General features: G+C 71.3%; 26 protein-coding genes. 15 read left to right on the forward strand and 11 right to left on the reverse strand.

Translation table 11 applies throughout. From position 1 onward, the window contains the following. Positions 1-83: 83 nt before the first annotated feature. Genes ACIG5F_RS33530 through ACIG5F_RS33540 form a run of 3 tightly spaced genes read right to left on the reverse strand, consistent with a single transcriptional unit; the run spans position 84 to position 4,053 of the window. Positions 84-977 carry an alpha/beta fold hydrolase gene (locus ACIG5F_RS33530; RefSeq protein ID WP_396523940.1) on the reverse strand — a complete coding sequence of 298 codons (894 nt, stop codon included), beginning with the start codon at positions 975-977 and terminating at the stop codon, positions 84-86. Between the two features lie 44 nt (positions 978-1,021). Next, positions 1,022-2,404 (reverse strand): hypothetical protein, encoded by a 1,383-nt coding sequence (locus ACIG5F_RS33535; protein WP_396523941.1) that lies wholly within the window; start codon positions 2,402-2,404, stop codon positions 1,022-1,024. A 5-nt stretch (positions 2,405-2,409) separates the two neighbouring features. After that, entirely contained in the window at positions 2,410-4,053 is a 1,644-nt protein-coding gene (locus ACIG5F_RS33540) for a DEAD/DEAH box helicase (RefSeq protein ID WP_396524024.1), read from the reverse strand. A 325-nt stretch (positions 4,054-4,378) separates the two neighbouring features. On the opposite strand from ACIG5F_RS33540, the gene ACIG5F_RS33545 reads away from it, so the two are divergent. Beyond that, positions 4,379-5,035, forward strand: coding sequence for a ferritin-like fold-containing protein (locus ACIG5F_RS33545; protein ID WP_396523942.1), 657 nt, complete (start codon positions 4,379-4,381; stop codon positions 5,033-5,035). 176 nt (positions 5,036-5,211) lie between these two features. Beyond that, positions 5,212-5,433 (forward strand): DUF3107 domain-containing protein, encoded by a 222-nt coding sequence (locus tag ACIG5F_RS33550; protein ID WP_396523943.1) that lies wholly within the window; start codon positions 5,212-5,214, stop codon positions 5,431-5,433. Positions 5,434-5,504: 71 nt separating this feature from the next. On the opposite strand, the gene ACIG5F_RS33555 is transcribed toward ACIG5F_RS33550, so the two are convergent. Then, positions 5,505-5,819, reverse strand: coding sequence for a DUF4873 domain-containing protein (locus ACIG5F_RS33555; RefSeq protein ID WP_396523944.1), 315 nt, complete (start codon positions 5,817-5,819; stop codon positions 5,505-5,507). Continuing rightward, entirely contained in the window at positions 5,797-6,465 is a 669-nt protein-coding gene (locus ACIG5F_RS33560) for a TetR/AcrR family transcriptional regulator (RefSeq protein ID WP_396523945.1), read from the reverse strand. The genes ACIG5F_RS33555 and ACIG5F_RS33560 overlap by 23 nt, the downstream gene beginning before the upstream one ends. Before the next feature lie 159 nt (positions 6,466-6,624). On the opposite strand from ACIG5F_RS33560, the gene ACIG5F_RS33565 reads away from it, so the two are divergent. Genes ACIG5F_RS33565 through ACIG5F_RS33575 form a run of 3 tightly spaced genes read left to right on the forward strand, consistent with a single transcriptional unit; the run spans position 6,625 to position 9,280 of the window. Then, entirely contained in the window at positions 6,625-7,524 is a 900-nt protein-coding gene (locus ACIG5F_RS33565; protein ID WP_396523946.1) for a diiron oxygenase, read from the forward strand. Continuing rightward, entirely contained in the window at positions 7,521-8,402 is an 882-nt protein-coding gene (locus ACIG5F_RS33570) for an alpha/beta fold hydrolase (RefSeq protein WP_396523947.1), read from the forward strand. Before ACIG5F_RS33565 ends, ACIG5F_RS33570 begins: the two co-directional genes overlap by 4 nt. After that, positions 8,399-9,280 (forward strand): diiron oxygenase, encoded by an 882-nt coding sequence (locus tag ACIG5F_RS33575; protein ID WP_396523948.1) that lies wholly within the window; start codon positions 8,399-8,401, stop codon positions 9,278-9,280. Before ACIG5F_RS33570 ends, ACIG5F_RS33575 begins: the two co-directional genes overlap by 4 nt. A 263-nt stretch (positions 9,281-9,543) precedes the next feature. On the opposite strand, the gene ACIG5F_RS33580 is transcribed toward ACIG5F_RS33575, so the two are convergent. Further along, entirely contained in the window at positions 9,544-10,068 is a 525-nt protein-coding gene (locus tag ACIG5F_RS33580; protein WP_396523949.1) for a hypothetical protein, read from the reverse strand. A 2-nt stretch (positions 10,069-10,070) separates the two neighbouring features. Next, positions 10,071-10,697: a TetR/AcrR family transcriptional regulator gene (locus ACIG5F_RS33585; RefSeq protein WP_396523950.1), complete on the reverse strand. Its 627-nt coding sequence runs from the start codon at positions 10,695-10,697 to the stop codon at positions 10,071-10,073. A gap of 161 nt (positions 10,698-10,858) precedes the next feature. On the opposite strand from ACIG5F_RS33585, the gene ACIG5F_RS33590 reads away from it, so the two are divergent. The 9 genes from ACIG5F_RS33590 to ACIG5F_RS33630 all read left to right on the forward strand — a co-directional run bounded on the left by ACIG5F_RS33590 (position 10,859) and on the right by ACIG5F_RS33630 (position 20,989). Further along, positions 10,859-11,890 (forward strand): alpha/beta fold hydrolase, encoded by a 1,032-nt coding sequence (locus ACIG5F_RS33590; protein WP_396523951.1) that lies wholly within the window; start codon positions 10,859-10,861, stop codon positions 11,888-11,890. Between the two features lie 46 nt (positions 11,891-11,936). Next, a complete protein-coding gene (locus ACIG5F_RS33595; RefSeq protein WP_396523952.1) occupies positions 11,937-13,052 on the forward strand; it encodes a DUF3152 domain-containing protein in 1,116 nt (371 codons plus the stop codon). Positions 13,053-13,156: 104 nt separating this feature from the next. Beyond that, positions 13,157-14,329: an adenylyltransferase/sulfurtransferase MoeZ gene (gene moeZ, locus ACIG5F_RS33600; protein ID WP_396523953.1), complete on the forward strand. Its 1,173-nt coding sequence runs from the start codon at positions 13,157-13,159 to the stop codon at positions 14,327-14,329. A 120-nt stretch (positions 14,330-14,449) separates the two neighbouring features. Continuing rightward, positions 14,450-15,247 carry a TIGR02569 family protein gene (locus ACIG5F_RS33605; RefSeq protein ID WP_396523954.1) on the forward strand — a complete coding sequence of 266 codons (798 nt, stop codon included), beginning with the start codon at positions 14,450-14,452 and terminating at the stop codon, positions 15,245-15,247. A 97-nt stretch (positions 15,248-15,344) separates the two neighbouring features. Then, a complete protein-coding gene (gene nirB, locus ACIG5F_RS33610; RefSeq protein WP_396523955.1) occupies positions 15,345-17,786 on the forward strand; it encodes a nitrite reductase large subunit NirB in 2,442 nt (813 codons plus the stop codon). Continuing rightward, the gene (nirD, locus tag ACIG5F_RS33615; RefSeq protein ID WP_396523956.1) at positions 17,783-18,124 is read left to right on the forward strand and encodes a nitrite reductase small subunit NirD; all 342 of its coding nucleotides are present in this window, start codon (positions 17,783-17,785) and stop codon (positions 18,122-18,124) included. The genes nirB and nirD overlap by 4 nt, the downstream gene beginning before the upstream one ends. Next, positions 18,121-19,233 (forward strand): uroporphyrinogen-III synthase, encoded by a 1,113-nt coding sequence (locus ACIG5F_RS33620; protein WP_396523957.1) that lies wholly within the window; start codon positions 18,121-18,123, stop codon positions 19,231-19,233. Before nirD ends, ACIG5F_RS33620 begins: the two co-directional genes overlap by 4 nt. Continuing rightward, complete coding sequence (locus ACIG5F_RS33625; protein WP_396523958.1) at positions 19,233-19,973, forward strand: sirohydrochlorin chelatase; 741 nt, start codon at positions 19,233-19,235, stop codon at positions 19,971-19,973. Before ACIG5F_RS33620 ends, ACIG5F_RS33625 begins: the two co-directional genes overlap by 1 nt. A 26-nt stretch (positions 19,974-19,999) precedes the next feature. Then, positions 20,000-20,989, forward strand: a complete 990-nt coding sequence (locus tag ACIG5F_RS33630; RefSeq protein ID WP_396523959.1) for a pirin family protein — start codon at positions 20,000-20,002, stop codon at positions 20,987-20,989. Positions 20,990-21,206: 217 nt separating this feature from the next. Here the strand turns inward: ACIG5F_RS33630 and ACIG5F_RS33635 are convergent, their stop codons facing one another. The 4 genes from ACIG5F_RS33635 to ACIG5F_RS33650 form a co-directional block, all read right to left on the reverse strand. After that, positions 21,207-21,782 (reverse strand): hypothetical protein, encoded by a 576-nt coding sequence (locus ACIG5F_RS33635; protein WP_396523960.1) that lies wholly within the window; start codon positions 21,780-21,782, stop codon positions 21,207-21,209. Positions 21,783-21,792: 10 nt separating this feature from the next. Next, entirely contained in the window at positions 21,793-22,134 is a 342-nt protein-coding gene (locus ACIG5F_RS33640; RefSeq protein WP_396523961.1) for an MGMT family protein, read from the reverse strand. A gap of 3 nt (positions 22,135-22,137) precedes the next feature. Next, a complete protein-coding gene (locus ACIG5F_RS33645) occupies positions 22,138-22,905 on the reverse strand; it encodes an alpha/beta fold hydrolase (RefSeq protein WP_396523962.1) in 768 nt (255 codons plus the stop codon). Between the two features lie 102 nt (positions 22,906-23,007). After that, on the reverse strand, positions 23,008-23,979 hold the full coding sequence (locus tag ACIG5F_RS33650; RefSeq protein ID WP_396523963.1) for a chitinase: 972 nt from the start codon (positions 23,977-23,979) through the stop codon (positions 23,008-23,010). A 255-nt stretch (positions 23,980-24,234) separates the two neighbouring features. Here ACIG5F_RS33650 and ACIG5F_RS33655 point away from each other — a divergent pair, with 255 nt between their 5' ends. Further along, positions 24,235-25,230: a chitinase gene (locus ACIG5F_RS33655; protein WP_396523964.1), complete on the forward strand. Its 996-nt coding sequence runs from the start codon at positions 24,235-24,237 to the stop codon at positions 25,228-25,230. Positions 25,231-25,269: the final 39 nt, after the last annotated feature.

Here is a 25,269-nt window from a genome sequence, read left to right on the forward strand (position 1 = left end):
ATTTTGTGCTTGGAAGGGGGCTTTCCTTCACTCGGAGTGGAGGAAAGCCCCCTTCCAAGCGTTGTTGCGGGGCGAGTTGGGGGTTAGGGGGCGTCGGAGAGCCAGGCGCGCCAGGTGGGGAGGACGGTGCCGAGCAGGCCGTCGGGGTTCTCGGTGTTGGGGGAGTGCTTGGCCCCGGTGACCACGGCGAAGTCGGCGTCGAGGCGGTCGGCCATGTCCCGCTGCGAGGCCACCGACCAGGCGTCGTCCTGCTCGCCGCAGATGACCAGCGCGGAGGCGCCGGCGGTGCGCAGCGCGGCGGCCAGCTTGGTCACCAGGTCCGGCTCGTAGCGCAGGCCGTCGGCCATGCCGAGCAGCCCGGCGGCGGTGGAGCGCACGAACCGCGTGCGCTTGAACTCCTTCAGGTCGACCGGCACCTCGGCCCAGCCCGGATCCTCGGCCGCCCGAGACTCCAGCACCTGGTGCGCGGCCTCCACGCCGTGCTCCCGCAGGATGGCCTCGCCGGTGTCCAGCGCGCTGCGGCGGTCGCCCGGCGGCAGCTCCGCGGGCCCCGAGTCCATCAGCGTGAGGCCGGTGACGGGGGCGTGGGCCAGCACGGCGGCCCGCACCACCAGCCCGCCGTAGGAGTGGCCCAGCAGCAGCACCCGACGGCCGTCGGCGGCGATCTTGGCCACCAGGTCGGCCAGCACCGTGCCCAGCGCCGCCGGCCGGTAGGCCGCCTCCTGGTCCGGCCCTGGCGACTCGTACTGGCCGGGCAGGTCGACGGCCAGCACCTCGATGCCGGCGTCGGAGATCGGGTCGACCAGCGGCGCGAAGTCCTCCTTGGAGCCGGTGTAGCCCGGCACCAGCAGCGCCGTCGCGCCCAGGTCCGTGCCGGCGGCGGGGGCCCGCAGCGCGGCGATCGGACCGTAGCGGCCGGGCAGGTCCACTCGGCCGGCGCGGTTGGAGGTCAGCTGGGACGGTGGCGCGGCGGTCATGACTGGGAGTCTGCCGCACCGTGGATGCAGCGTGTAGTACCGGATCAGCGCATCGCCACGAGCGTGTCGCCACGCTGCTCGAACAGCACGTTGCCGAGCGTGGCCAGCCGCACCTGGCCCTGGTAGCCCTTGCGGTCCACCTTCACGTCCGGGCCGCGCACCCCGGTGGCGGGGTCCATCACCGCCAGGCCGCCCGGCACCGGCACCAGCAGCTTGTCCGCGTACACCGTGCCCGGGCCGAAGGTGCCGTCCAACGTCCACATCGGCTCCAGCGTGGACCCGGACAGCGCCACCGTCTTGGTGCCGGTGAACCAGGTGACGACGCGGGCCCCGATGCTGTTGGTGGTGGTCCAGCTGTTGGGCTCGCAGTCGGTGGCCGGCTGCGGCTGCTGCACGCAGGTGACCGGCACGACCGGCTCGACCAGCGAGCTGGGCGTGGCCGACAGGTCGACGCCGGTCAGCGGCACGGTCTCCACCTGGGACCCGGTGTTGTTCCAGATCACCAGCCGGCTCGGGTTGGGCAGCGCCACCGCCTCCCGCTGGTCGGTCAGCGCTACGATGCGACCGCCGTCGCCCGGCACCTGCACGCTGAACAGCACGTTCGGCTTCTCGGCGTCGCCGTCGGTGCCGCCCGGGCGCAGCACGGTGAACCGGTTGTACTGCTCGTCGGGGCAGCGCTCCAGCACGCCCAGCAGGTTGGGGCCGGCCAGCTCCGAGCTGTAGACGCAGTTCAGCCGGGGCTGCTTGTCGTGGTTGACCTGCGCGGTCACGGTGCCGTACTGCTGGGTCTGCACCAGGTCGGAACGCCACGTGTCGATCAGCTTGGTCCCGCTGGTGGAGACGAACGTGGGGTCGCCGATGAGCTGGGTGTTCATCTCGGCGTCGCCGTTGCGCTGCGCGCCGCGCTTGCCGGTCACCGCGTCCAGCGCGGTGACCTCGCTGCAGTTGTGCGTCTTGTGGTAGACGGCCAGCGCCTTGCCCCAGGCCGCCGACACCGTGCACAGGTCGAGGTTGGTGCGGTCGTAGCTCCACCGCACCGCGCCGGTCACCGGGTCACGCCCGGACACGGTGTGCTTGTCGCCGGTGACCGCGGTCGGGCCGACCACCACCGGCTCGGGCGTGGCCCCGCTCGGCGCCTGCCACAGCTGCTTGAACTCGGCCGGCACCGCCGTCGGCTTGGGCGGCACGGTGACGTTGGTCGAGCCGGTCTGCGACACCGTGGCGGCGGCGTCGGAGTTGCGCCACCACACGGTGGCGCCCCCGGCGACGACCAGCACGATCAGCACGACCGCGGCGTAGTCGCGCTTGCGCCGGAACCGCGTGCGCGGGCCCGCGGGCGCCGGCGGCGGGACGTGCTCGGCGGACTCGTCGAGCACGTCTTCCTCGACCGCGGCGGCCACAGGGGCGCTCTCCTCGGGGCTGTCCACGGGCCCTAGTCTGCCGAACGCTCCGTGTCGCCCGTGTTGGCCTGCTCGCCCGCGGCCACGTCGGCGCCCGAGCGGCGACGGCGACGGACCCGGCGTGGCCGGTCCGACTTGGGCGCGTCCTCGGCGCTGGCCTGCGCCTCGTCGGCCGGCGCGGCGGCCTCGCCCTGCACCACGCCGCCGCGGCTGCGGGTCCGGTTGCGCTTGCGGCGCGGCTTGGTCTCGGCGGTCTCCTCGCCGTCGGCGGCGGCCTGGCCCTGGCCGGCCGGGCGGGACGCGCCGCCGCGGCCGCCGCTACGGCTACGGCTGCGGCCACGGGACTTCTTGCCGCCCGACAGGTCCTCCTCGACCTCGGCCGACAGCCCGGCCCGGGTGCGCTGGCTCAGCGGCAGCCGGCCGGTCACGTCGGTCGGCACGTCCAGGTCGGTGAACAGGTGCTCGGAGGTGGAGTAGGTCTCCACCGGCTCCGGGATGCCCAGGCCCAGCGCGTCGGAGATGCTCTTCCAGCGCGGCTCCTCGTCCCAGTCGACCAGGGTGATGGCCACGCCCTCGCGGCCGGCCCGACCGGTGCGGCCGATCCGGTGCACGTAGGTCTTCTCGTCCTCGGGGCACTGGTAGTTGATGACGTGCGTCACACCTTCGACGTCGATGCCGCGAGCGGCCACGTCGGTGGCGACCAGCACGTCCACCTTGCCCGAGCGGAACGCCCGCAGCGCCTGCTCGCGCGCGCCCTGGCCCAGGTCGCCGTGCACGGCGGCGGCGGCGAAACCGCGCTCGGCCAGCTCGTCGGAGATCTTCTGGGCGGTGCGCTTGGTCTTGGTGAAGATCATCGTCAGGCCGCGCTCGCGGGCCTGCAGCGCGCGGGCCAGCAGCTCGCCCTTGTCCAGCGAGTGCGCCCGGTAGACGAACTGCTTGGTGCGCTCATGCACGGCGCCGGCGTCATTCTCCTCGGCCCGGATGTGCGTGGGCTGCGTGAGGAAGGTGCGGGCCAGCTTGATGATCGGGCCGGGCATCGTCGCCGAGAACAGCATGGTCTGGCGCTGCTCGGGCACCATGCGCAGGATGCGCTCGATGTCGGGCAGGAAGCCCAGGTCGAGCATCTCGTCGGCCTCGTCGAGCACCAGGTTGCGGACCTTGCCCAGCACCAGGTGGCGCTGCTCGGCCAGGTCCAGCAGCCGGCCCGGCGTGCCGACGACCACGTCGACGCCCTTGCGCAGGGAGGCGATCTGCGGCTCGTACGGACGGCCGCCGTAGATGGCCTCGACCCGCACGCCCAGGTGCTTGCCGGCGTCGGTGATGTCGTGCGTGACCTGCAGGCACAGCTCGCGGGTGGGCACCACGACCAGGGCCTGCGGCACGCCGTCGCCCGGCGTGACCACACGCTGTAGCAGCGGCACGCCGAAGCCCAGGGTCTTGCCGGTGCCGGTGCGCGCCTGTCCGATGACGTCGTCACCGGCCAGCGCGATCGGCAGCGTGAGCTCCTGGATCGCGAACGTGCGTTCGATGCCGGCCTCGGCCAGTGCCCGCACGATCTCCTCGCGCACGCCGAGCTCGGCGAACGTGGGGGAGTCCGTGCGCACGGGCGCGCCGGCGGTCAGCGGATGGGACGTGTCGACCTCGGGCAGACCGGCCTCGCTGTGCTCCAGCGTCACCGGATCGAGCCGGGTGTTGTTGCTGACGGTCAGAGTGATCGCCTCTCTCGTACCAGCGCGCACCGGCCTGGCTGGGCCGCTCGACCACGCCCCGGGCGTTGTGTCTCGCCCGGCGGGTCGCGGGAGGGCCGACGAGGTTGTCGTGCGCGCACCCTGTCCACATGGCGGCGCTAGTCACCGCCGTGCTCGGTCAGCCCGGTCGGCGGTGGGACTCGTGGAACCGATCATCCCAGGTCGCGCCGCCGCCATTACCAGGCGTCAGGGCGGGAGTCTACCTGCCCGGACGTCGTTTTGGCTCGTCCCGCGGCGGCTAGGCTCTGCGGATATGAGCGAGGCGGACGAGGTTTTGGCTGAGGGCGTCGCGGATCTGTTGGGGGTGTTGGCATACGGCGAGCTGTCGGCGTTCGATCGACTGGCCGAGGACGCCCGCAGCGCGCCGACCCTGGCCGGGCGGGCGGCGCTGGCGAGCATGGCCGCCGCCGAGATCGGCCACTACCAGCTGCTGGAACGGTACCTGGGGGAGCACGGCGTGGCCATCGCCGACGCGATGGCGCCGTTCTCGGCCGCCTTCGACGCGTTCAACGCGTCCACCGCGCCCCGGTCGTGGCACGAATCACTGGTCAAGGCCTACGTCGGCGACGGGCTGGCCGCCGACTTCTACCGGGAGGTGGCCGGCTGGCTGGACGAGCCCACCCAGAAGCTGGTGCTGGAGGTGCTGGCCGACACCGGGCACTCGGCGTTCGCCGAGCGTGAGGTCAAGGCCGCCTGCGAGGCCGACCGCAAGGTGCGCGACCGGCTCACCCTGTGGGGCCGCCGGCTGCTCGGCGAGGCCCTGACCCAGGCCCAGCACGTCGCCGCCGAGCGGGACGCGCTGGCCGAGCTGATCATCCGCGGCTCCGGCGACCTGGCCGGCATCGGCGCCCTGTTCAAGCGCCTGCAGCAGTCCCACACCAAGCGCATGTCCGCCCTGGGCCTCGGCTGAACCCCCGCGAGTCCCGCCCAGCGTCACAGCGAACGTGTGAAACGGATTCGTCACTTCGCCCTGACGCTCAGCGGGACAGCGGGGGTGTTCGCCACCGGCTGATGGGTCGGTGGGGCAGGGTTGTGACCGGCTCTACTAGCCTTGACATCGAGAGTTGCACGGATCCGGAGGTCAGCGTGGAGATCAAGATCGGCGTCGTGGAGAGCCCCCGGGAGCTCCTCGTCAACAGCGACCTGTCGCCGGACGCGGTCGAGGCGCTCGTCGCCGACGCGTTGGACGGCAAGCAGTCGGTGCTGACTCTGGTCGACGACAAGGGCCGCCGCTTCGTCGTGCCCGCGTCGCGGATCTCGTACGTCGAGATCGGCGCGTCCGACTCGCGCAAGGTCGGCTTCGCCTGAGACGACCGCGAACGGCCCGGTCGGCGGTCGCCGGCCGGGCCGTTGCCCTGTCCGAGACCGGTCGCCCGGGATCAGTCGTTGGCCGGCACCGCGTCCACCGCGAACGGCGGCCGGGACGTGCCGGTGACCCGGTAGCGCTGCCACGGGTCGGGGTCGGACAGCGTGGCCGTGGCCTCGCCCTCCGGGGTGCGCAGCAGCAGCTCCTTGCGGCCGCCCTCGACCAGGTCGGTCACCGCCGGATCGGCGTCGAGCCGGCCGTACCAGTGGTAGCGGCCGTCGATCGGCTGGAAGTAGCCGCGCAGCACCGCGCGCACCTTGACCTGCTGCTCACCGTCGACGAGCACCGCATCGCCGGTGTAGCCCTCATCCCCGTGCTCGTCGGTCATCGCCCTTGTCTCCCTGCGGTGAGTCGTGCTGCACCAGGCGCAGCGGCGGGGTCGGCTCCAGGCTCAGCGGCATCTGCGGGTCGACCACGATGCCGCCCGAGCGCAGCAGGCCGTCCACCGCGAACCAGATGATCTTGGTGAGGTAGTCGCTCAGGCTCTGCCGGGTCATCGACTGGCGCTCCAGCCACCAGTCGCCGGCGCTCTGCACCATGCCGACGGCCGCGTGGGCCCAGGGCTCCGCGCCGCCGGAGTCCATGTCGAAGGCCCGCAGGTAGTCGCCGAGCAGCCGCGCGAGGGTGTTGGCGATGATCCGCTTGTCCTCGGTGGCGATGTCGGTCTCGACCGGCTTGTCGGTGAACGAGCGCCGCACCACGAAGTGGTAGAGCTCGGGAAACTCCTCGATGGTGGCCAGGTAGGAGTCGACCGCGCGGTAGATCCGCTCGTACGGCGTGCCCTCGTCGACCAGGGCCGGCTTGAGCCGGTTCATCAGCAGGTCCGTGCCCCGCTGGCCGACCGCGAGGTACAGGTCGGACTTGTCGGCGAAGTGCCGGTAGAGCACCGGCTTGGTCACGCCGGCCTCGGCCGCGATCTCGTCCATGCCGACCTCGGGGCCGTGCTTGGTCAGCGCCCGGATCGTGGCGTCCACGAACTCCTCGCGTCTGGCCTCACGATGCGCCCGCCACCGCTCTCGGCGTGCGTCCCCGCCATCCGGAGACCTCTTGACAGCTCGACCCATGTGACCCACGCTACCAGAGTTACCGTTACTTCCGGTAACACTAATCGAACTGGTCTGGGCGGAGGAGCGATGGCTCGATCGTTGAAGGTCGCCGACCGGGAGAAGACCGCCGAACGGCTGCTCAACTCCTCGGCCGACAAGTTCTACGACCCCGAGGTGGACATCGACTGGGCGGCGCCGCTGGCCGAGGACAAGTACTACATCCCGGCCCACCGCAGTTCCCTCTACGGCACCGCGCTGTGGGACGGCCTGTCCGAACAGCAGCGCATCGAGCTGACCAAGCACGAGGTGGCCAGTGTGGCCAGCGTCGGGCTGTGGTTCGAGGTCCTGCTGATGCAGATGCTGGTCAAGGCCGTCTACAACACCGATCCCACGACGCGGCACGCACAGTACGCCCTCACCGAGGTCGCTGACGAGTGCCGGCACTCGACGATGTTCGCCCGCATGGTGGAGCGCGTCGGCTGCCCGGCGTACGGGCCCAAGCGCTACGTGCACCAGCTGGGCAAACTGCTGCCGACCATCGGCTACGGGCCGGCCATGTACGGCTCCATCCTCGTCGCCGAGGAGGTGCTGGACCGGATGCAGCGCGAGGCCATGCAGGACGACTCGGTGCAGCCGCTGGTGCGCATGGTCAACCGGATCCACGTGCTGGAGGAGGCCCGGCACGTGCGGTTCGCCCGTGAGGAAGTCGTGCGGGGCATGGAGACCATGGGTCGCGCCGAGCTGGCGTACCAGCGGCAGCTGATCGCCCTGGTGGGCTTTTTCATCTGCCGCAGCATCATCAACCCGCGGGTGTACGCCGCCGTCGGCATCGACCCCAAGGTCGGCGAGCAGGCGGCGCTGCACAACCCGCACTACCGCGACACCATCCACTGGGCCGGTGAGCGGATCATGAGCTTCCTCGACGAGGTGGGTCTCGTCGGCAACCCGGGGATGTCGTTGTGGCGCAAGTCCTTCCTCGTTCGGTGACGCCCTGGGACGTGGCCGCGCGCAGCCGGTTCGTCACCTCCGACGGCACCGCGCTGCACGTGGTCGACGAGGGGCCGGCCGACGCCGCCACCACCCTCGTCCTGGTGCACGCCTGGACCCTCGACCACACCTCGTGGGACCGGGTCGCCTCGTCGCTGTCGCGGACCGTCCGGGTGCTGCGCTTCGACCACCGTGGGCACGGCGGCTCGGCGCCCGCGCCCGTCGGCACCGCCACCATCGACCAGCTCGCCGACGATCTGGCCGAGCTGATCGTGGACCGCGTGCCGACCGGTCGCATCGTGCTGGCCGGGCACTCCATCGGCGGCATGACCATGATGGCGCTGGCCGAACGAAACCCGGACCTGATCGCGTCCCGTGTCACCGGGGCCGCCTTCGTGGCCACCTCTTCCGGCGGTCTGGACGCCCTGACCCTGGGCCTGCCCGGTCCGTTGGCCCGGGCCGTCATGCGCGGCGAACGCGTCGTGAACGCCCGGCTGGCCAAGCTGGAACACCGGTCCCTGCTGGCCAAGCCCCGGCTGGCCGAGCCCGGTCTGCGCTGGCTGCTGTTCGGTCCCCGGCCGCGCCGGGCCGACGTCGCCGCCGCGGCCGAGCAGGTCGCCCGGGTCCATCCGGCCTCGATGGTCGGCTTCCGGACCTCGCTCCGGGACCACTCCCGTGCGGCCGCCCTGTCCGTTTTCCGGGACATCCCCACGGTTGTGCTGGCCGGCGGCGCCGACCGGCTCACCCCCGCCGGGCACTCGCGCCGGATCGCCGCCGAGCTGCCCTGCGCCGAACTGGTGATCTATCCCGGCGCCGGCCACATGCTGCCGTTCGAACGCGGGCTGGAAGTCACCGCCCGGATCGGAGGACTCACGTGATCGCCGACCGCGAGCGGACCGCCGAGCGGCTGCTCAACTCCTCGGCCCGCAACTCCTACGACCCCGACGTCGACATCGACTGGGCCGCCGATCTGCTGCCCGACAAGTACTTCCTGCCCGCCCACCGCTGCTCGCTCTACGGAACTCCCCTGTGGGACGGCCTTTCCGAGCAGCAGCGCATCGAGCTCACCAAGCACGAGCTGGCCAGCATCGCCAGCGTCGGCATCTGGTTCGAGGTCATCCTCATGGAGCTGCTCGTGCGGCACTCCTACAACGCCGATCCGCTGGCCCGGCACACCCAGTACGCCCTCACCGAGGTCGCCGACGAGTGCCGCCATTCCGTGATGTTCGCCCGTCTCATCGAAAAGGTCGGCTGCCCCGCCTACGGTCCCGGCCGCACCGCCCAACGCCTGGGCCGGATCTTCGGCTCCATCGCCTTCGGTCCCTCCATGTTCGCCGGCATCCTCGTCGCCGAGGAGATCACCGACGCCCTGCAACGCGAGTCCATGGCCGATCCCTCGGTGCAGCCCCTCGTCCGCATGGTCAACCGCATCCATGTCATCGAGGAGGCCCGCCATGTCCGCTACGCCCGTGAAGAGGTCCTCCGCGACACCCCTTCGCTGTCCCGTCCCGGCCTCGCCTACCACCGGGCCATGCTCGCCCGCACCGCCTTCATCGTCACCCGGGCCCTCATCCACCCTCGCGTCTACCGTGCCGTAGGCCTCGATCCCTACGAGGCCCGCCGCGTCGCGTGGGCCAACCCCCACTACCGCGACACCCTCCGCTGGGCCGCTTCCAAGCTCACCGCCTTCCTCACCGAGAACAACCTCATCGGCGGCCCCAGCCGCAGGATCTGGCACGCCGTATCCCTGGTCTGACCTGCCCGTTCTCGGCTATCCACAGGCCATTGAGTTATCCACAGCCAGCCGTTTCCAAGATCTTCCCCGCCGCCGGCCCGGTATCCTGGAGGCCTGGGCCAGCCCCCCTTGGGACTGGGCGGGGGCTGGTCTCGATGCTGGGCGAGCCTTGGGATTGGCTGGCTGTCGGTGACTTCGCAGTGTCTCGACGGACGTCGCCGTTGTGGCCAGCGCCCAACGGTTCCGAGGTCTGGTGCGGGGATGGGCCGGACCGTTCGTGTCCGTCACAAACGGTCGCGGGGGAAGCGCGGTAGGACCAGCGCCTCGGGATGCATCTTCATCACCGACCACGGGTGCCCGGTGCCCAGGAACCAGGCGCCGGTGGCGGGGTCGGGCGGCAGGGAGCCGTCGAGCAGCGCCATGAATCCGTCGGCGACCTCCAGCACGCGGGCCACCTCGACCCGATCGCCGGTACGGGAGAAGCCCTGCGACACGGCTAGGTCGTCGAGGATGAGCCACTCACGCAGGCGTTCCACCGGGATGTCGCCGGTGTCGACAGCCCGCTGCCGAGCGGTGGCAGCTATCGCCAGCAGGCGTCGCGCCTGCTCGGGTGTGGGCTGGCCGGCATCGGCGCCGTAGTCGTTCACCGCTGCGGCGACCCGCCAGGGCTCGGCCAAGGACGCCAGCCACGGGTCGTCACCCGCCTCCAGGTCGATCTGCTCGACCAGGTAGGCGAACCACACGTCGAACGCGTCGTCCAAGGCCCAGAAGCCGCGTTCGCCGACGACGACGGTCTTCGACCTGCTCACGGTCAGTGCTGGAGCGGGAAGCCGCCGCCGATGCCGCGCCAGGCGAGGGTGGAGATGAGGGCGACGGCGTCCTCCTTGGACACGCGGCGGTCGGTGTCGAGCCAGAAGCGGGCGGTGACCTGGCTGAGGCCGGTGAGGCCGACGGCGAGCAGGCGGGCGCGGTCGACGTCGAGGGCGGCGTCGGCGGTGATGGTCTCGGTGATGGCGTCCACGCTGGCGGAGGTGGCGCGCTCGATGGCCTGCTGGACGGCGGGCTCGCCGCGCAGGTCGGACTCGAAGACCATGCGGTAGGCCTGACCCTCGTTGTCGACGAAGTCGTAGAAGGCGCCGACGGCGGCCACCACGCGCTGCTTGTTGTCGGTGGTGGACTCCATGGCCTGGCGGACGGAGGCGACCAGGGCGTCGACATGGCTTTCCAGCAGCGCGAGGTAGAGCTCGAGCTTGCCGGGGAAGTGCTGGTACAGCACAGGCTTGCTGACACCGGCCCGCTCGGCGATCTCGTCCATGGCGGCGGCGTGGTAGCCGTTGGCCACGAACACGTCCTGCGCGGCGGCCAGCAGCTGGGCGCGTCGTGCCGACCTGGGCAGCCGCACACCCCGCCCGATGCCCTGTTGTGCCGTCTCCGTCATCTCGCCTCCCGCCAGCGTCGCCCACCCTGATCGAGTCAGATCGGCCGGGTCAACAAACCTTACTCGCCGGTAGCGGCCTGTGGTGACTTCCCTAGGTCCAGACATGTACGGAAGGTGTCGGGACTTCGCTGCCAAGGTGAACGGCAGGCATCATGGGGGCTATGACGACCGTGTCCGCGGCCGCGCCATTCGGAGCCGGCATCCCGCTGCCCCTGCCCGCGCGCCCACGGACGGAGTCGCTGACCAGCGTGCCGCTCTCCAGAGCGGCGCTGCCCCCGCTGGACCTGACGATCCCGCCCTGGCCGGGGGAGCTGATGACCTCGGGCGGCGTGACGCTGCACGTCCGCCGCACGCCGGGGCCGACGCCGGCCGCACCGAAGGCGGTCTTCGTGCACGGCCTGGGCGGCTCGTCCACCAACTGGACGGACTTCGCCGGCCAGTTGTCGGCCCGGGTCGGCGGCCTCGCCCTCGACCTGCCGGGATTCGGCCGCACGCCGCCGCCGGACGGCTATGACTTCAGCATGGCGGCGCACACCGACACGGTGGTGCGCTTCCTGTCCGGACTGAACGAGCCGGTACACCTGTTCGGCAACTCCCTCGGCGGAGTGGTCTCGCTGGCGGTCGCGGCCCAGCGGCCGGACCTGGTGCGCTCGCTCACGCTGATCTCCCCGGCGATGCCGGACCTGCGGCCCGACCCGAGGCGCTGCGCCAACCCGATGATGCCGCTGGCCTTCCTGCCGGTCATCGGCGGCCGGGTGCGCCGCCGGCTGGCCGCGATGACGCCCCGCGAGCAGTCGCTGCAGATCCTGCGGCTGTGCTTCGCCCAGCCATCGCTGGTCCCGGAGCACCGCGTGGACCAGGGCGTGCGCGAGACGATCGAGCGCAACGGCCTGCCGTACTACCGGTCGGCCCTCGCGGCCACCACGATCGGGTTGATTCGATCTTGGTTGGCCCCGGCCCGCAAGTCGGTGTGGCGGGTGGTGCCCAAGGTCGAGGCCCCCTCCCTGGTGGTGTGGGGCACGCAGGACCGCCTGGTCAGCGTGCGCAAGGCCCCGCGCACCGCTCAGCTGCTACAACGCGGCCGGCTGCTGGTCCTGCCCCGTGTCGGGCACTGCGCCCAGATCGAGCGCCCGGTCACCGTGGCCCGGGCCGTGCTGGGCATGTGGGAGGCCGTGGACCGGGGCCGGTGGTGAGGCCCGCCTGCGTGGCGGCGCGTCACGGATGTGGCACTCTGAGTCCGTGACCCGGACGACTGAGGAAGGCCGCGGCGAGGGCAGCCCCGCTAAACCCACGCCGAGCAAGGTCTCGCCGATCCGTCCGGCCGTGACGCGTCGTCCCTCGGAGGAGCGCTACCGCAGCGGCGGCCGCCGCACCGCGGCCCAGCCGCTGGCCGCCTCGTGGCGTCCCGAGGGCAAGGACGAGAAGGCCGAGCCCGGCCGCGGCAAGCCCCGCAAGGGCGTGAAGGGCTTCGCCGCGACGTACGGCTGGCGCGTGTACGCGCTGCCGGTGCTGGTCGTGGTGACGGCGCTGGTCGTGTTCAACGTCTCCCGCGCGCCCGCGCCCGACGCGAACGGCGGCGGCCTCGAAGGCCTGACGGCCCAGAACCCGGTCGCCACCTCCGGCCCGCCGGTGGCCACCGAGAACTCGGCCGTGCCGGTGGACCCGAAGACCGGCACCGCGGTGCTGCCGCAGGGCGACGACTTCCCGCAGGCCGGCGCCGGCACCTGGCACCTGGTGCCGGGCAGCGGCTCGAAGGTCGGCAACGGGCCGAAGCTGTACCACTACGCGGTCGCGGTCGAGGACGGCATCGACGGCTCCTCCTACGGCGGCGACGACGCGTTCGCCAAGACCGTGGAGAACATCCTGTCCGATCCGCGCAGCTGGATCGGCGGCGGCTCGATCTCGTTGCAGCGCGTCGGCCCGGAGTTCAAGAACCCGGACTTCGTCGTCAGCCTGACCACGCCCAACACCGACCACCGGCCGGACATGTGCGGCTACCAGATCCAGTACGAGGCCTCCTGCTGGAACCCGAACTACAAGCGGGTCGTGATCAACCTGGCCCGCTGGATCCGGGGCGCGCTGGCGTTTAACGGGGACATCGGCCTGTACCGCGAGTACGCCATCAACCACGAGGTCGGCCACGTCTTCGGCAACCCGCACGTGGGCTGCGGCGCCGAGGGCGGGCTGGCCCCGGTGATGATGCAGCAGACCTTCGGCGTGTCCGACGACTACGTCTGGCAGCTCAACCAGGCCGACCCCTACAACCGCACCGCGGTGACCAAGGACGGCAAGGTCTGCCGGCCCAACGCCTGGCCCAACCCGCAGGGCGCGCCCGGTGGCCAGTCAACGCAGTGAGCCAGTCCAACCAGTGAGACGACTTTCCCACCGGGAAGACGGTGGGGCAGGCTGGACGTTGAAGTGGGGGCAGGATGAATTCCCCCTGCGTCGAGGAGGAGCAGATGCCGCTTCCGCCGCTCGTTGAGCCAGCCGCGGAGCTGACCAAGCAAGAGGTCGAGCGCTACAGCCGCCACCTGATCATCCCGGATGTCGGGGTGGACGGGCAGAAGCGGCTGAAGAACGCCAAGGTGCTGGTGGTCGGCGCGGGCGGCCTCGGCAGCCCGGCGCTGCTGTACCTGGCCGCCGCCGGGGTCGGCACGCTCGGCATCGTGGAGTTCGACGTCGTCGACGAGTCCAACCTGCAGCGGCAGGTGATCCACGGACAGTCCGACGTCGGGCGGCCCAAGGCCGAGTCGGCCCGCGACTCGATCGCCGAGATCAACCCGTTCGTCAAGGTGAACCTGCACCAGCTCCGCCTGGAGGCGGACAACGTGCTGGACGTGTTCCGGGACTACGACCTGATCCTGGACGGCACCGACAACTTCGCCACCCGGTACCTGGTCAACGACGCCGCCGTGCTACTGGGCAAGCCGTACGTGTGGGGCTCGATCTTCCGGTTCGAGGGCCAGGCCAGCGTGTTCTGGGACGACGCGCCCAACGGTCAGGGTCTCAACTACCGGGATCTCTACCCCGAGGCGCCGCCGCCGGGCATGGTGCCCTCGTGTGCCGAGGGCGGCGTGCTGGGCGTGCTGTGCGCGTCCATCGGCTCGATCATGGTGACCGAGGCGATCAAGCTCATCACCGGCATCGGCGAGACGCTGCTGGGTCGGCTGATGGTGTACGACGCGCTGGAGATGACCTACCGGACCATCAAGATCCGCAAGGATCCGGAGGCCAAGCCGATCACCGAGCTGATCGACTACGAGGCGTTCTGCGGGGTCGCGTCCGACGACGCCCGGTCGGCCGCGGCCGGCCACACCATCACCCCGCTCGAGCTCAAGCAGAAGATCGACGCGGGTGAGGACTTCCTGCTGGTCGACGTGCGGGAGCCGCACGAGTACGAGATCGTCAAGATCCCGGGCTCCGTGCTGATCCCCAAGGACCGGATCCTGTCCGGCGAGGCGTTCGCCGAGCTGCCGCAGGACAAGCCGCTGGTGCTGCACTGCAAGTCCGGCGCGCGGTCCGCGGAGGCGCTGTCCGCCCTGCACCAGGCCGGTTTCAAGGATGCCGTGCACGTCGGCGGCGGTGTCCTGGCCTGGGCCCGCGAGGTCGACCCCAGCCTGCCCACTTACTGACAGTAGTTGCTTGGAAGGGGGCCTTCCTCCACTCGGAGTGGAGGAAGGCCCCCTTCCAAACGTCAGGACACCTGTGGCGGTCCCCCAAAACGGCCGGCGCACAAGGTAGCGTCGCCGACTGTGACGACCTCCCTGCAACCTCCGCCGCCGCACGTGTGCGCGGCCTTCGGCGCGAGGGGCGTGGAGCCGGAGCTGATCGACGGCGGACCGATCTGGCGCTGCGGCGAGGCGGCGATCCGGCCGGCTCCCAACCCGGCCGAGGCGGCCTGGGTGGCGCAGACGCTGGACGGGCTGACCGTGGACAACCTGCGGCTGGGCCGCCCGCTGCGCTCGACGGACGGCCGCTGGGTCGTCGGCGGCTGGTCCGCCACCCGTTACCTGTCCGGCCGGGCCGAGCCCAAGCACGACGAGGTGGTCGCCGTGTCGGTCCGCCTGCACGGGGCCACCGACACGCTGCCGCGGCCGCGTTTCCTGGACGCCCGCAAGGACGTGTTCGCCACCGCCGACCGCGCCGCCTGGGGCGAGGAGCTGGTGGAGCTGGACCAGAACAAGGGCGGCCGGCTGTTCGAGCTGGTCAGCCCGTCCCGGGTGCCGATCGGGCTGAGGTCCCAGGTGGTGCACGGGGATCTGTTCGGCAACGTGCTGTTCGCCGACACGGCGCCGCCGGCGCTGATCGACTTCGCGCCGTTCTGGCGGCCGCCGGAGTGGGCGGCGGCGGTGGTCGTGGTGGACGCGCTGGCCTGGGGCGGGGCCGATCAGGGCATCCTCAAGCGCTGGGCGCACCTGGCCGAGTGGCCGCAGGCGCTGGTGCGGGCGCTGCTGTTCCGGCTGGCCGTGCACGCGCTGCATCCGCGCTCGACGTCCCAGTCGCTGCGCGGCCTGGAGCGGGCCACCACCCAGATTCTCGACATCGTCTGACGCGCACCAGGTTCTGACCTGCGGTGGGAGCACCACGTAACCCGTAGGCAACGCGGGTGACCCGGCGGGGTCACGGATTCTGCCCAGCATTGGCCGTATGACTCGGACACTGGTCGTGATCGGCAACGGGATGGTGGGCCACCACCTGGTGCGCACGCTGACCGAGCGCGGCGGCGACTGGCGGGTCGTCGTGCTGGCCGAGGAACCGCGTCCGGCCTACGACCGGGTGGCCTTGTCCTCGTACGTGGACGGCTGGGACGCCGACAAGCTGAGCCTGCCGCCGGTGAACGTGGAGACCCGGCTGGGCGACAAGGTGGTCGAGATCGACCGCGCGGCCCGGAAAGTCGTCACCGAGCAGGGGTTCGCGCAGGACTACGACGCGCTGGTGCTGGCCACCGGCTCGTATCCGTTCGTGCCGCCGGTGCCCGGCCACGACCGGGCGCAGTGCTTCGTCTACCGGACCATCGAGGACCTGGACGCGATCCGGGCCCACGGCGGCGTGAACGGCGTCGTGATCGGCGGCGGCCTGCTCGGCCTGGAAGCGGCGAATGCCTTACGGCTCATGGGGGTTCGGCCGCAGGTGGTCGAGCTGGCGCCGCGGCTGATGCCGTTGCAGGTGGACGAGGGCGGCGGCGCCCTGCTGCGTCGGGAGATCCTCCGGCTCGGCCTTGACGTCCACTGTGGAGTGTCGGTGGCCGGCGTCGAGGACGACCGGGTGGTGCTCTCCGACGGCAACGAACTTCCGGCCGACATCGTGGTTTTCTCCGCCGGCGTGCGGCCGCGCGACGATCTCGCCCGCACGTTCGGGCTGGAGGTCGGGGAGCGCGGCGGCATCGTCGTCGACGACGGTTGCCGCACGTCCGATGAATCCATCTACGCCATCGGCGAATGCGCCTGCATCGGCGGCCGCGTGTACGGCCTGGTCGCCCCCGGCTACGCGATGGCCGAGGTGGTGGCCGACCGGCTTCTGGGCGGTGACAAGCGCTTCCCCGGCGCGGACACCTCCACCAAGCTCAAGCTCCTCGGCGTCGACGTGGCCAGCTTCGGCGACGCCCACGCGGTCTCGCCGGGCGCCCTCGAAGTCGTGCACAACGATCCGGTTTCCGGCTCGTACAAGAAGATCGTGGTCTCCGACGACGCCAAGACGCTGCTCGGCGGCGTGCTGGTCGGCGACGCCGGCGCGTACGCGACGCTGCGGGCCTTCGTCGGCCGCCCGCTGCCGGCCGATCCCGGATCGCTGATCGCCCCGGCCGCCGCCACCAACACCGCGCTGCCCGACGACGCCCAGGTCTGCTCCTGCCACGGCGTCACCAAGGCGGCCATCGTCGCGGCGATCGGGACCGGCTGCGCCGACGTGCCGTCGCTCAAGACGTGCACCAAGGCCGGCACCGGCTGCGGCTCCTGCGTGCCGACGCTCAAGCAGCTGCTGACCAGTTGCGGCGTCGAGCAGTCCAAGGCGCTGTGCGAGCACTTCTCCCAGTCCCGGGCCGAGCTGTTCGAGATCATCCGGGCCACCGGCATCCGCACCTTCAGCGTCCTGATCGCCGAGTACGGCCGCGGGTCCGGCTGCGACCTGTGCAAGCCGTCGGTGGCCTCGATCCTGGCCTCCCTCAACAGCGGGCACGTGCTGGAGGGCGAGCAGGCGACGTTGCAGGACACCAACGACCACTTCCTGGCCAACCTCCAGCGCAACGGCACGTACTCGGTGGTGCCGCGCATCCCCGGCGGCGAGATCACCCCGCAGAAGCTGATGGTGATCGCCGAGGTGGCGCAGGACTTCGGGCTCTACACCAAGATCACCGGCGGGCAGCGCATCGACCTGTTCGGCGCGACCGTGGACCAGCTGCCGCTGATCTGGCGCCGGCTGGTCGACGCCGGCTTCGAGTCCGGCCACGCGTACGGAAAGGCCCTGCGCACGGTCAAGTCCTGCGTCGGCAGCACGTGGTGCCGCTACGGCGTGCAGGACTCCGTCGGCCTGGCCATCGAGCTGGAGCTGCGCTACCGGGGCCTGCGCTCGCCGCACAAGCTCAAGGCCGGCGTCTCCGGCTGCGCCCGCGAATGCGCCGAGGCCCGCGGCAAGGACTTCGGCGTGATCGCCACCGAACAGGGCTGGAACCTGTACGTGGGCGGCAACGGCGGCTTCACGCCCCGGCACGCCGACCTGCTGGTGTCCGATGTGGACACGGAGACCTTGATCAGAACCATCGACCGGTTCCTGATGTTCTACGTCCGCACCGCGGACCGGTTGCAGCGCACCTCGGTGTGGATCGAGGCCATGGAGGGCGGCCTCGACCACCTGCGCGATGTGATCGTGCACGACAGCCTGGGCATCGCCGCCGACCTGGAGGCCGCGATGCACGCGCATGTGCGCGACTACGCCGACGAGTGGCGCGGCGTGCTGGAGGACCCGGTGAAGCTGGCGCGCTTCAGCTCGTTCGTGAACGCGCCCGGCGTGCCCGATCCGACGATCTCCTTCCGCGAGGAGCGCGGCCAGCGTGTCCCCGTTCAGCTGGGAATTCCGGAGGTGATGGCCCGATGACCGCCGTACAGGAACGCACCTGGACCACCGTGTGCCGCTACACGGACCTGCTGCCCGGCCGAGGAGTCGCCGCGCTGCTGCCCACCGGCGAGCAGGTCGCGGTGTTCCGCACTGATGGCGGACTACACGTATTGTCCAACCATGACCCGTTCAGCTGCGCCGCCGTGCTCTCCCGGGGCATCGTCGGCGACCGGGGAGGGGTGCCGGTCGTCGTCTCGCCCGTCTACAAGCAGGCCTTCGAGCTGGCCACCGGCCGCTGCGTGGACGACGCCGGGGTCGCCGTCGCGACGTATCCGGTCGAGGTCTGGGACGGGTATGTCAGGGTGGGCTCACCGTGACTGAAGTCGACCCGCTCGCCGGCTACACCGTGGGCGTCACCGCCGCGCGGCGGGCCGACGAACTCGCCGCGCTGCTGGTGCGGCGGGGCGCGGCCGTGCAGCACGCGCCGGCGATCCGGATCGTGCCGCTGCTGGACGACGCCCAGCTGCGGGCCAGCACCGAGCAGCTGATGGCCCGTCCGGTGGACATCGTCGTGGTCACCACGGCCATCGGCTTCCGGGGCTGGATCGAGGCCGCCGACGGGTGGGGCCTGGGCGACGACCTGATCAAGCACCTCGGCGACGCCGAGGTGCTCGCCCGTGGGCCCAAGGTCCGGGGCGCGGTGCGGGCGGCCGGGCTGACCGAGAAGTGGGCGCCCGAGTCGGAAAGCAACGCCGAGCTGCTGGAATACCTGCTGGCGCAGGGGGTGGACGGCAAGCGCGTGGCGGTGCAGCTGCACGGCGAGCCGTTGCCGGACTTCGTCAACGCGTTGAAGGCGGCCGGGGCCGACGTCATCGAGCTGTCGGTCTACCGCTGGACCGCGCCGGCCGACACCAATCCGCTGGACCGCCTGCTCGACGCCATCGTCGGACGTCAGGTCGACGCCCTGGTGTTCACCAGCGCGCCGGCCGTGGCCAGCACCCTGGCCCGGGCCAAGGCGACCGGCCGGCGGGAGGCTGTGGTTTCCGCGCTGCGCGGGGACATTCTCGTCGCCTGTGTCGGCACCATCTGCGCCGGGCCGTTCCAGCCCTACGGCGTGCCCTGCGTCATCCCCGAACGAGCTCGCATCGGGTCCCTGGCCCGGGCGCTGGCCGTGGAGCTGCCGGCCCGGGCGCAGCGGATCCAGTTCGCCAGCACCGAGGTCCAGTTGCGGGGGCAGGCCGTGATCGTCGACGGCGACCTGCGACTCATCGCCCCCGCGCCCATGGCCGTGCTGCGCGCGCTGGCCGAGCAGCCCGGGCATGTGGTGTCCCGGCAGCGGCTGATGTCCGTGCTACAGCGGGATTCCACGCCCGTGCAGGAACATGCCGTCGAGACCGCGATCGGCCGGCTGCGCACCGCCCTCGGGCAGCCCAAGCTGGTGCAGACCGTGGTCAAGCGTGGTTACCGGCTGGCCCTGGAGGCCTGATGACCCTGGTGCTGGCCGCCCACGGCACCCGTGACCCGGCCGGCGCTGTTGTCGTCGAGGAGATCGCCGCCGCCGTCCGGCGGCGGCTGCCCGGGATCCCGGTCGCCGTGGCCTACGTCGACGTCCGATCGCCGTCCCTGACCGAGGTGCTGCGCTCGGTCGACGGCCCCGCCGTGGTGGTTCCGGCGTTCTTGGCCGCCGGCTACCACGTTCGGGTCGACGTGCCGGAGCAGATCTTGCTGTCCGGCTGCTCCTCCGTGGTCGTCACCCCGGCCCTCGGGCCCTCCGATCTGGTGCTCGACGCCGTGTACGACAGGCTTGTCGGCGCCGGCTGGGAGCATGGGCACGGCATCGTGCTGGCCGCCGCTGGCTCCTCCGACGCCCGGGCGGTCGCCGACGTGCACCGCGCCGCCCGCCGGCTGTCGGTGCCGACCCGGTCGTCGGTGCAGGTCGGTTTCATCACTTCGGCGAGTCCCTCGGTGCCGGAGGCCGTCGCCGCTGCTCGGACGCCTGATGCCGATCACTGCGTGGTCGACGGCGTCGCTTCGGGTCGCGACCGTCCCGTGGCCATCGCCTCCTGGCTGCTGGCCCCCGGCCTCTTCCATCAGCGCCTCGCCGATATGGGCGCTGACCTGGTGTCCGAGCCCATTGGCGCGCATCCCCGGCTGGTCGACCTGGTCGTCCACCGCGCCCTGGCCGCCGGAATAGTTGACCTCTCAACCATATTGGTGGGACAGTAGGCACAATCCCGTCGAGGAGGCCCGCCATGCCCGCCGTCACCGCCGACACACTCACCCTGCCCCGGCTGCCCGAGCTGCCCGCCGCCGCCATCGAGTGGCGGCCCGTGCTGAAGGTGATCACCGCCGGCAAGTTCCTGGAGGGCGAGGGCTTCCAGGTCCGGCGGCCGTTCCCCAGCGCCGACATGGCCCTGGCCGACCCGTTCCTGCTCCTGGACCACATGGGCGCGGTGGAGTACGGGCCCGGCGAGGCCAAGGGCGCGCCGTGGCATCCGCACCGGGGCTTCGAGACCGTCACCTACATGATCGACGGCGTCTTCGAGCACCAGGACTCCACCGGTGGCGGCGGCGTCATCACCGACGGCGGCACCCAGTGGATGACCGCCGGGGCCGGCGTCCTGCACAGCGAGCTGCCGTCCCAGGAGATGATCGCGAAGGGCGGGCTGTTCCACGGCGTGCAGCTGTGGGTCAACCTGCCCCGAGCCGCCAAGTGGACCCCGCCCCGCTACCAGGACATCGCCGCCCGCGACGCCGCCCTCGTCACCAGCCCCGACGGCGGCGCGCTCGTCCGGATCATCGCCGGCGACCTCGATGGCCACCAGGGTCCCGGCGACACCTACACCCCCATCATCTACCTGCACGCCACCGTCGCCGCCGGCGCTCAGCTCGACCTGCGCTGGCCCACCAACTTCAACGCCATGGCCTACGTCCTGTCCGGCCGCGGCACCGTCGGCGCCGAGGCCCGCCCCATCGCCGAGGGCCAACTGGCGGACTTCGGCTACGGCGAAGCGCTCACCATTCGCGCCGCCGACACCCAGCCCTCCGCCGCCGCCAACGCCATGGACGTGCTGATCCTCGGCGGCCGCCCCATCCGCGAGCCCGTCGCCCGCTACGGCCCGTTCGTCATGAACACCAAGGAAGAGATCTACCAGGCCATGGACGACTTCCAGGCCGGCCGCCTGGCCACCGTCCAGCCCCAGCACCTCGCCCACCGCTCCGCCGCCGACACCGACCTCTGACGCCCTCAGGCGTTATGCCACATGCGCTTCCCATTTGCGCCCGGACGCCACATGCGCTTCCTACTTGCGCTGAGACGTCACATGCGCTTCCTATGTGGCATCAGACGCCATATGGGAAGCGCATGTGGCATAAGGCGTGCTGAGCAGCCCCCGTTTTCAATCCAACCACGCGAACCTGGGAGCGCCGCCCGAGCGGCGAGCGGCGTCCCTCGTCCGGTCACGCCAGCTCGGCGATGATCTCCCGCAGCGCGCCGGCGCACAGCGCTTCGTCCGAGGCGAATCGGGTGGAGACCAGCACATGATGGACGGCCGCCCGATGCCAGAGCAGCCCGTCGACCGACAATTCGGTGACAGCGAGGCGAAACGGCCGGGCCTTGCGGCCCAGTTCGGCCTCCCGAGCCGTGACGAACTCGCCGATCCGCCGGCTGGGCGCGGCGCCGGGCGTCCGGCGGGGCCGGGGATGCTGTGCGGCCTGCGGCCCCAGCGCATCCAGCGCGGCCCGCAGCGCCGGCCGGGCGACGAGTGCCGGCGAGTGGGGCAGCACCGGCAGTGACCGGCGCGGATCGCCAATGTTGTTGCCGCTGGCGAAGTCCAGCACGTCAGCCCACCACCCGGGCCATTCCGCGGCGACGGCCGTCCGGTCCACCACGTCGGTCACCGCGACCGAAGGGACAAGCGGCGGGATCTCCGGCGCGGCCGGCAGCGCCAAGGCGTCCCGCAAGTACAGCGCGACCCGGACGAAGTTGCCGTCGCCCCAGCTGACCTGCCAGGACGGCGTTCCGCTGAACTGCATGGTGTCCCCCCTAGAACAGCCCCAGCTGCGGCTCCTCCGGCGGCTCGGGCACGGCCTCCTCCCAACGATATTTCCGCAGATCGACCTTGCCGTCCACGGACGGCACGCCCTCGGCTTCGAGCAGGCTGAGCTGCTCGTCGGCCAGGTGCGGGGCGCAGGTTCCGTTGGCCCGCAACACACGCTGCCACGGGAGGTCGTGCCCGTTCTGCAACACCCGGCCGACCATCCGGGCGGACGGGGCCCGGGCGATGTCGGCGACGTCGCCGTAGGTGGCGACCCGCCCGGCGGGGATGCGGGCGATCACGGTCCGCACCTGCTCGACGATCACCGGGTCGAGGATCTCGGCATCCATCGGTCAAGCCTCGCAGAGGAACTCGCGCAGCAGCGCACCGACCTCGGCCGGCCGCTCGATGTAGACGGCGTGGCCGCAGTCGAGTTCGTGCACGGTGAGGTCGGCGCCGAGTCGGGCCCGCAGTGAGGCGACCAGTTCCGGTGACACGAAGTCCGCCTTGGCTGCCGGGAGGAGGAGCAGTCGCGTGCCTCGCGGCGGCAACAGGGGGCGGCGGGCCATCTCGCTCCACGCGGTCACGGCCATCGCGGTGGAGTAGCGCCGACGCCAGCGGCCGTCGGCCAGTTGCACGAAGTTGGCCGGCACCTCGAGATCGGCGCCTTCGGCCGACGACCACATCTCGGCGAAGGCGGCCCGCGCGGCGTCGAGGTCGGGCCAGGTGTCCGGCGTCAGCTCATCGAGGGCGATTTCCTCGGCTGTCACCGGGGAAAGCCCGGCCGCGGGGTCCAGCAAGGCCAGCCGCGTCACGCGTTCGGGCGCCCGCGCGGTCACGTGCAGGGCGATCGCCCCGCCGTAGGAGTGCCCGATCAGCGGCGTCCGGTCGAGCCCGAGGACGTCGAGCAGGTCGATGACGTCGGCGGCGTGCTGTTCGAGATGCCACGGAGGCAGCCGGGTGGAATCCCCGTGACCGCGCAGATCCGGTGCTATCACATGGAAATCGGCCAGTTCACGCTCGGCCAGCAGCCGCCACCGGCCGCCGTGCCCGGACAGCCCGTGCAACAGCACGAGGGGCCTGCCGTCGGCAGGCCCGTACTCGTGAACGTGCAGTGTCATGGGCGGATTCTCGCACTGCCCGGACTTTTTCCCACCGAACAAGGGGGATGCGGGGCCACCGTCGATCCGCCGCCAGCTCGACGGGGGCCCCGCAACTCGTGGTCAGCCGGTGAACTTGCCGATCACCTTGCTGAAGTCGTTGGCGCTCTGGGAGACACCCGAGCAGGTGTCGCCGTCGCCGCCGGAGCCGCACGCCCGGTCCCGGTTGGCCGACCAGTAGGTCAGCCGGGCCAGGTGGTTGGTCTGGGCGTAGGACAGGATGCTGTTGAAGTTGGCCAGCGTCACCGTCTCGCCCGCGTTGTCGGTCTTGCCGTTCATCGACGAGATGCCCATGTGCGCGTAGGCCTGCGCGTCGGTCCAGCCGAAGGCCGACTTGAGCTGGGTCTTGAGTCCCTCGGCGGCGGACTTGGTGTGCGCCCACATGTCGCCGCCGCTGCTGAAGTCGAACGGCATGATCGACCAGACGTCCACGTTCGCGCCAAGGGCCTTGCCCTGCTTGATCAGCCGCTGGCCGTCGCCGTCCGGGCCGGAGGTGGTGGTGCCCATGGTCACCACGACCTTGAGACCGGGGTTGTTCTGCTTGACGGTCTTGAGCGCGCCGAGCACCCGGTCCTGCACCGACGGTGTGCTCATCTCGGTGGCCTCGATGTCGATGTCGATGGCCTTCAACGAGTACTGCGTGATCACCTTCTGGTAGGCCGCGGCCAGCGCCGACACGCTCGAGCAGTGCTCACCGAGCTTGTTGCCGCCCCAGCCGCCGAAGGAGACGATCACGTCGCCGCCGGCGTTGCGGATGGCGTTGATCGTGTTCGACGCGGCCGACGCGCCGCCGTCGAACACCGGCGTGCAGCCGCCGTTGGACAGCACAAAAGCGATGGTGAAGGCCTTCAGGCCGGTCGCGGACATCGTCGAGGCGGGGTTCGGCTGCCAGCCGGCTCCCAGGTAGATGTACGGCGATGCGGTCACCGGGTTCACCGCGGCCGGCGCCGCGTCGGCGACCGTGGCGGTCAGGGCCCCAGTGCCCACGAGGCCGGCGGTGAGCAGGGCCGCCAGGCCGCGTCGGGTCAGCTTCATCGACGTCCTCCGCAGGGTGAGTCAGGTCACTTCGGTGCGGCGTCCACTTGGTTGGTCCCCACAGTGGACTAGACCAGTCGAAACCGTCAAGAAGGTAGACGATCGGGATCGGTTCAGATGGTTTTTCTGGGCCGGGTGGCGCAACCAGCATTGCGCCGAACCGCCGTCTGGCGGCGTCGACCCAATCTGGTCTATACCAATTGGGAACGCTTCACCGACCGCCGCGTGGTCCCTGCCCGCTTCTGGAGGTCCGTCATGCGCCTGCGCTCCCTGACCGTCGCCGCGATCGCACTCATGGCCGCATTCACTGCGCCAGTCGCCGCCACGGCCGCATCCGCACCACAGGCCGTGGCCTCGCCGCAGGCCGCCGGCTCACCCATCCCGGTCGCCCCCTACGTCGACATGGGCGAGTGGCCGACCCCGGTGCTGTCCACCCTGGCCTCGGCCGGCAGCCTCAAGGGCTTCACGCTCGGCTTCGTCACCTCGGCCGGCTGCAAGGCCAGCTGGTTCAACGCCTACGACCCGCGCGCCGCCTGGCAGAGCAGCGAAATCGCCAAGATCCGGGCCGCCGGCGGCGACGTCAAGGTGTCCTTCGGCGGGGCCAGCGGCATCGAACTGGCCCAGGCCTGCACCAGCGTCAGCACGCTGGCCGCCGAGTACAACGCCGTGATCAAGGCCTATGGCCTGAAGTACGTCGACTTCGACATCGAGGGCGCGGCCGTGGCCGACCCGACCTCGATCACCCGCCGCTCCCAGGCGCTGGCCCAGGTGCAGGCGGCCAACCCCGGCATCAAGATCTCGCTGACCCTGCCGGTGCTGCCGACCGGCCTGGACGCCAACGGCCTCAACGTGGTCAAGGCGGCCAAGACCGCGGGCGTCACCCTCGACCTGGTCAACATCATGGCGATGGACTACTACATGGGCGCGGCCAACCAGGGCGACCGGGCGGTCGCGGCGGCCAAGGCGACCCAGGCCCAGCTCAAGTCGCTGTACGGGCTGGACGACGCGACGGCGTGGAAGAAGGTCGGCCTCACCCCGATGCTGGGCGTGAACGACTCGCAGAACGAGATCTTCTACCCCGCCGACGCCACCAAGGTGGTCACCTTCGCCAAGTCGGTGCACCTGGGCATGCTGTCCTTCTGGGAGGTCGGCCGGGACGCCAACGCCTGCACCGGCGCGCTCTACCGGTGCACCAACGTGCCGCAGTCGCCGTACCAGTTCTCCAAGATCTTCGCCGGCTACACCGGCTGAGCGAGCGGGCCTCACCCCACCCTGCGGGGTGAGGCCCGC

The organism is Kutzneria sp. NPDC052558, assembly GCF_044547355.1.
Lineage (GTDB): Bacteria > Actinomycetota > Actinomycetes > Mycobacteriales > Pseudonocardiaceae > Kutzneria.

Coding starts and splice junctions, on each gene's coding strand:
- ACIG5F_RS33530 (WP_396523940.1), bottom strand. CDS start 977: ATGACCGCCGCGCCACCGTCCCAGCTGACCTCCAACCGCGCCGGCCGA.
- ACIG5F_RS33545 (WP_396523942.1), top strand. CDS start 4,379: ATGAGCGAGGCGGACGAGGTTTTGGCTGAGGGCGTCGCGGATCTGTTG.
- ACIG5F_RS33555 (WP_396523944.1), bottom strand. CDS start 5,819: ATGACCGACGAGCACGGGGATGAGGGCTACACCGGCGATGCGGTGCTC.
- ACIG5F_RS33565 (WP_396523946.1), top strand. CDS start 6,625: ATGGCTCGATCGTTGAAGGTCGCCGACCGGGAGAAGACCGCCGAACGG.
- ACIG5F_RS33585 (WP_396523950.1), bottom strand. CDS start 10,697: ATGACGGAGACGGCACAACAGGGCATCGGGCGGGGTGTGCGGCTGCCC.
- ACIG5F_RS33590 (WP_396523951.1), top strand. CDS start 10,859: ATGACGACCGTGTCCGCGGCCGCGCCATTCGGAGCCGGCATCCCGCTG.
- moeZ (WP_396523953.1), top strand. CDS start 13,157: ATGCCGCTTCCGCCGCTCGTTGAGCCAGCCGCGGAGCTGACCAAGCAA.
- nirB (WP_396523955.1), top strand. CDS start 15,345: ATGACTCGGACACTGGTCGTGATCGGCAACGGGATGGTGGGCCACCAC.
- nirD (WP_396523956.1), top strand. CDS start 17,783: ATGACCGCCGTACAGGAACGCACCTGGACCACCGTGTGCCGCTACACG.
- ACIG5F_RS33625 (WP_396523958.1), top strand. CDS start 19,233: ATGACCCTGGTGCTGGCCGCCCACGGCACCCGTGACCCGGCCGGCGCT.
- ACIG5F_RS33630 (WP_396523959.1), top strand. CDS start 20,000: ATGCCCGCCGTCACCGCCGACACACTCACCCTGCCCCGGCTGCCCGAG.
- ACIG5F_RS33635 (WP_396523960.1), bottom strand. CDS start 21,782: ATGCAGTTCAGCGGAACGCCGTCCTGGCAGGTCAGCTGGGGCGACGGC.
- ACIG5F_RS33640 (WP_396523961.1), bottom strand. CDS start 22,134: ATGGATGCCGAGATCCTCGACCCGGTGATCGTCGAGCAGGTGCGGACC.
- ACIG5F_RS33645 (WP_396523962.1), bottom strand. CDS start 22,905: ATGACACTGCACGTTCACGAGTACGGGCCTGCCGACGGCAGGCCCCTC.
- ACIG5F_RS33650 (WP_396523963.1), bottom strand. CDS start 23,979: ATGAAGCTGACCCGACGCGGCCTGGCGGCCCTGCTCACCGCCGGCCTC.
- ACIG5F_RS33655 (WP_396523964.1), top strand. CDS start 24,235: ATGCGCCTGCGCTCCCTGACCGTCGCCGCGATCGCACTCATGGCCGCA.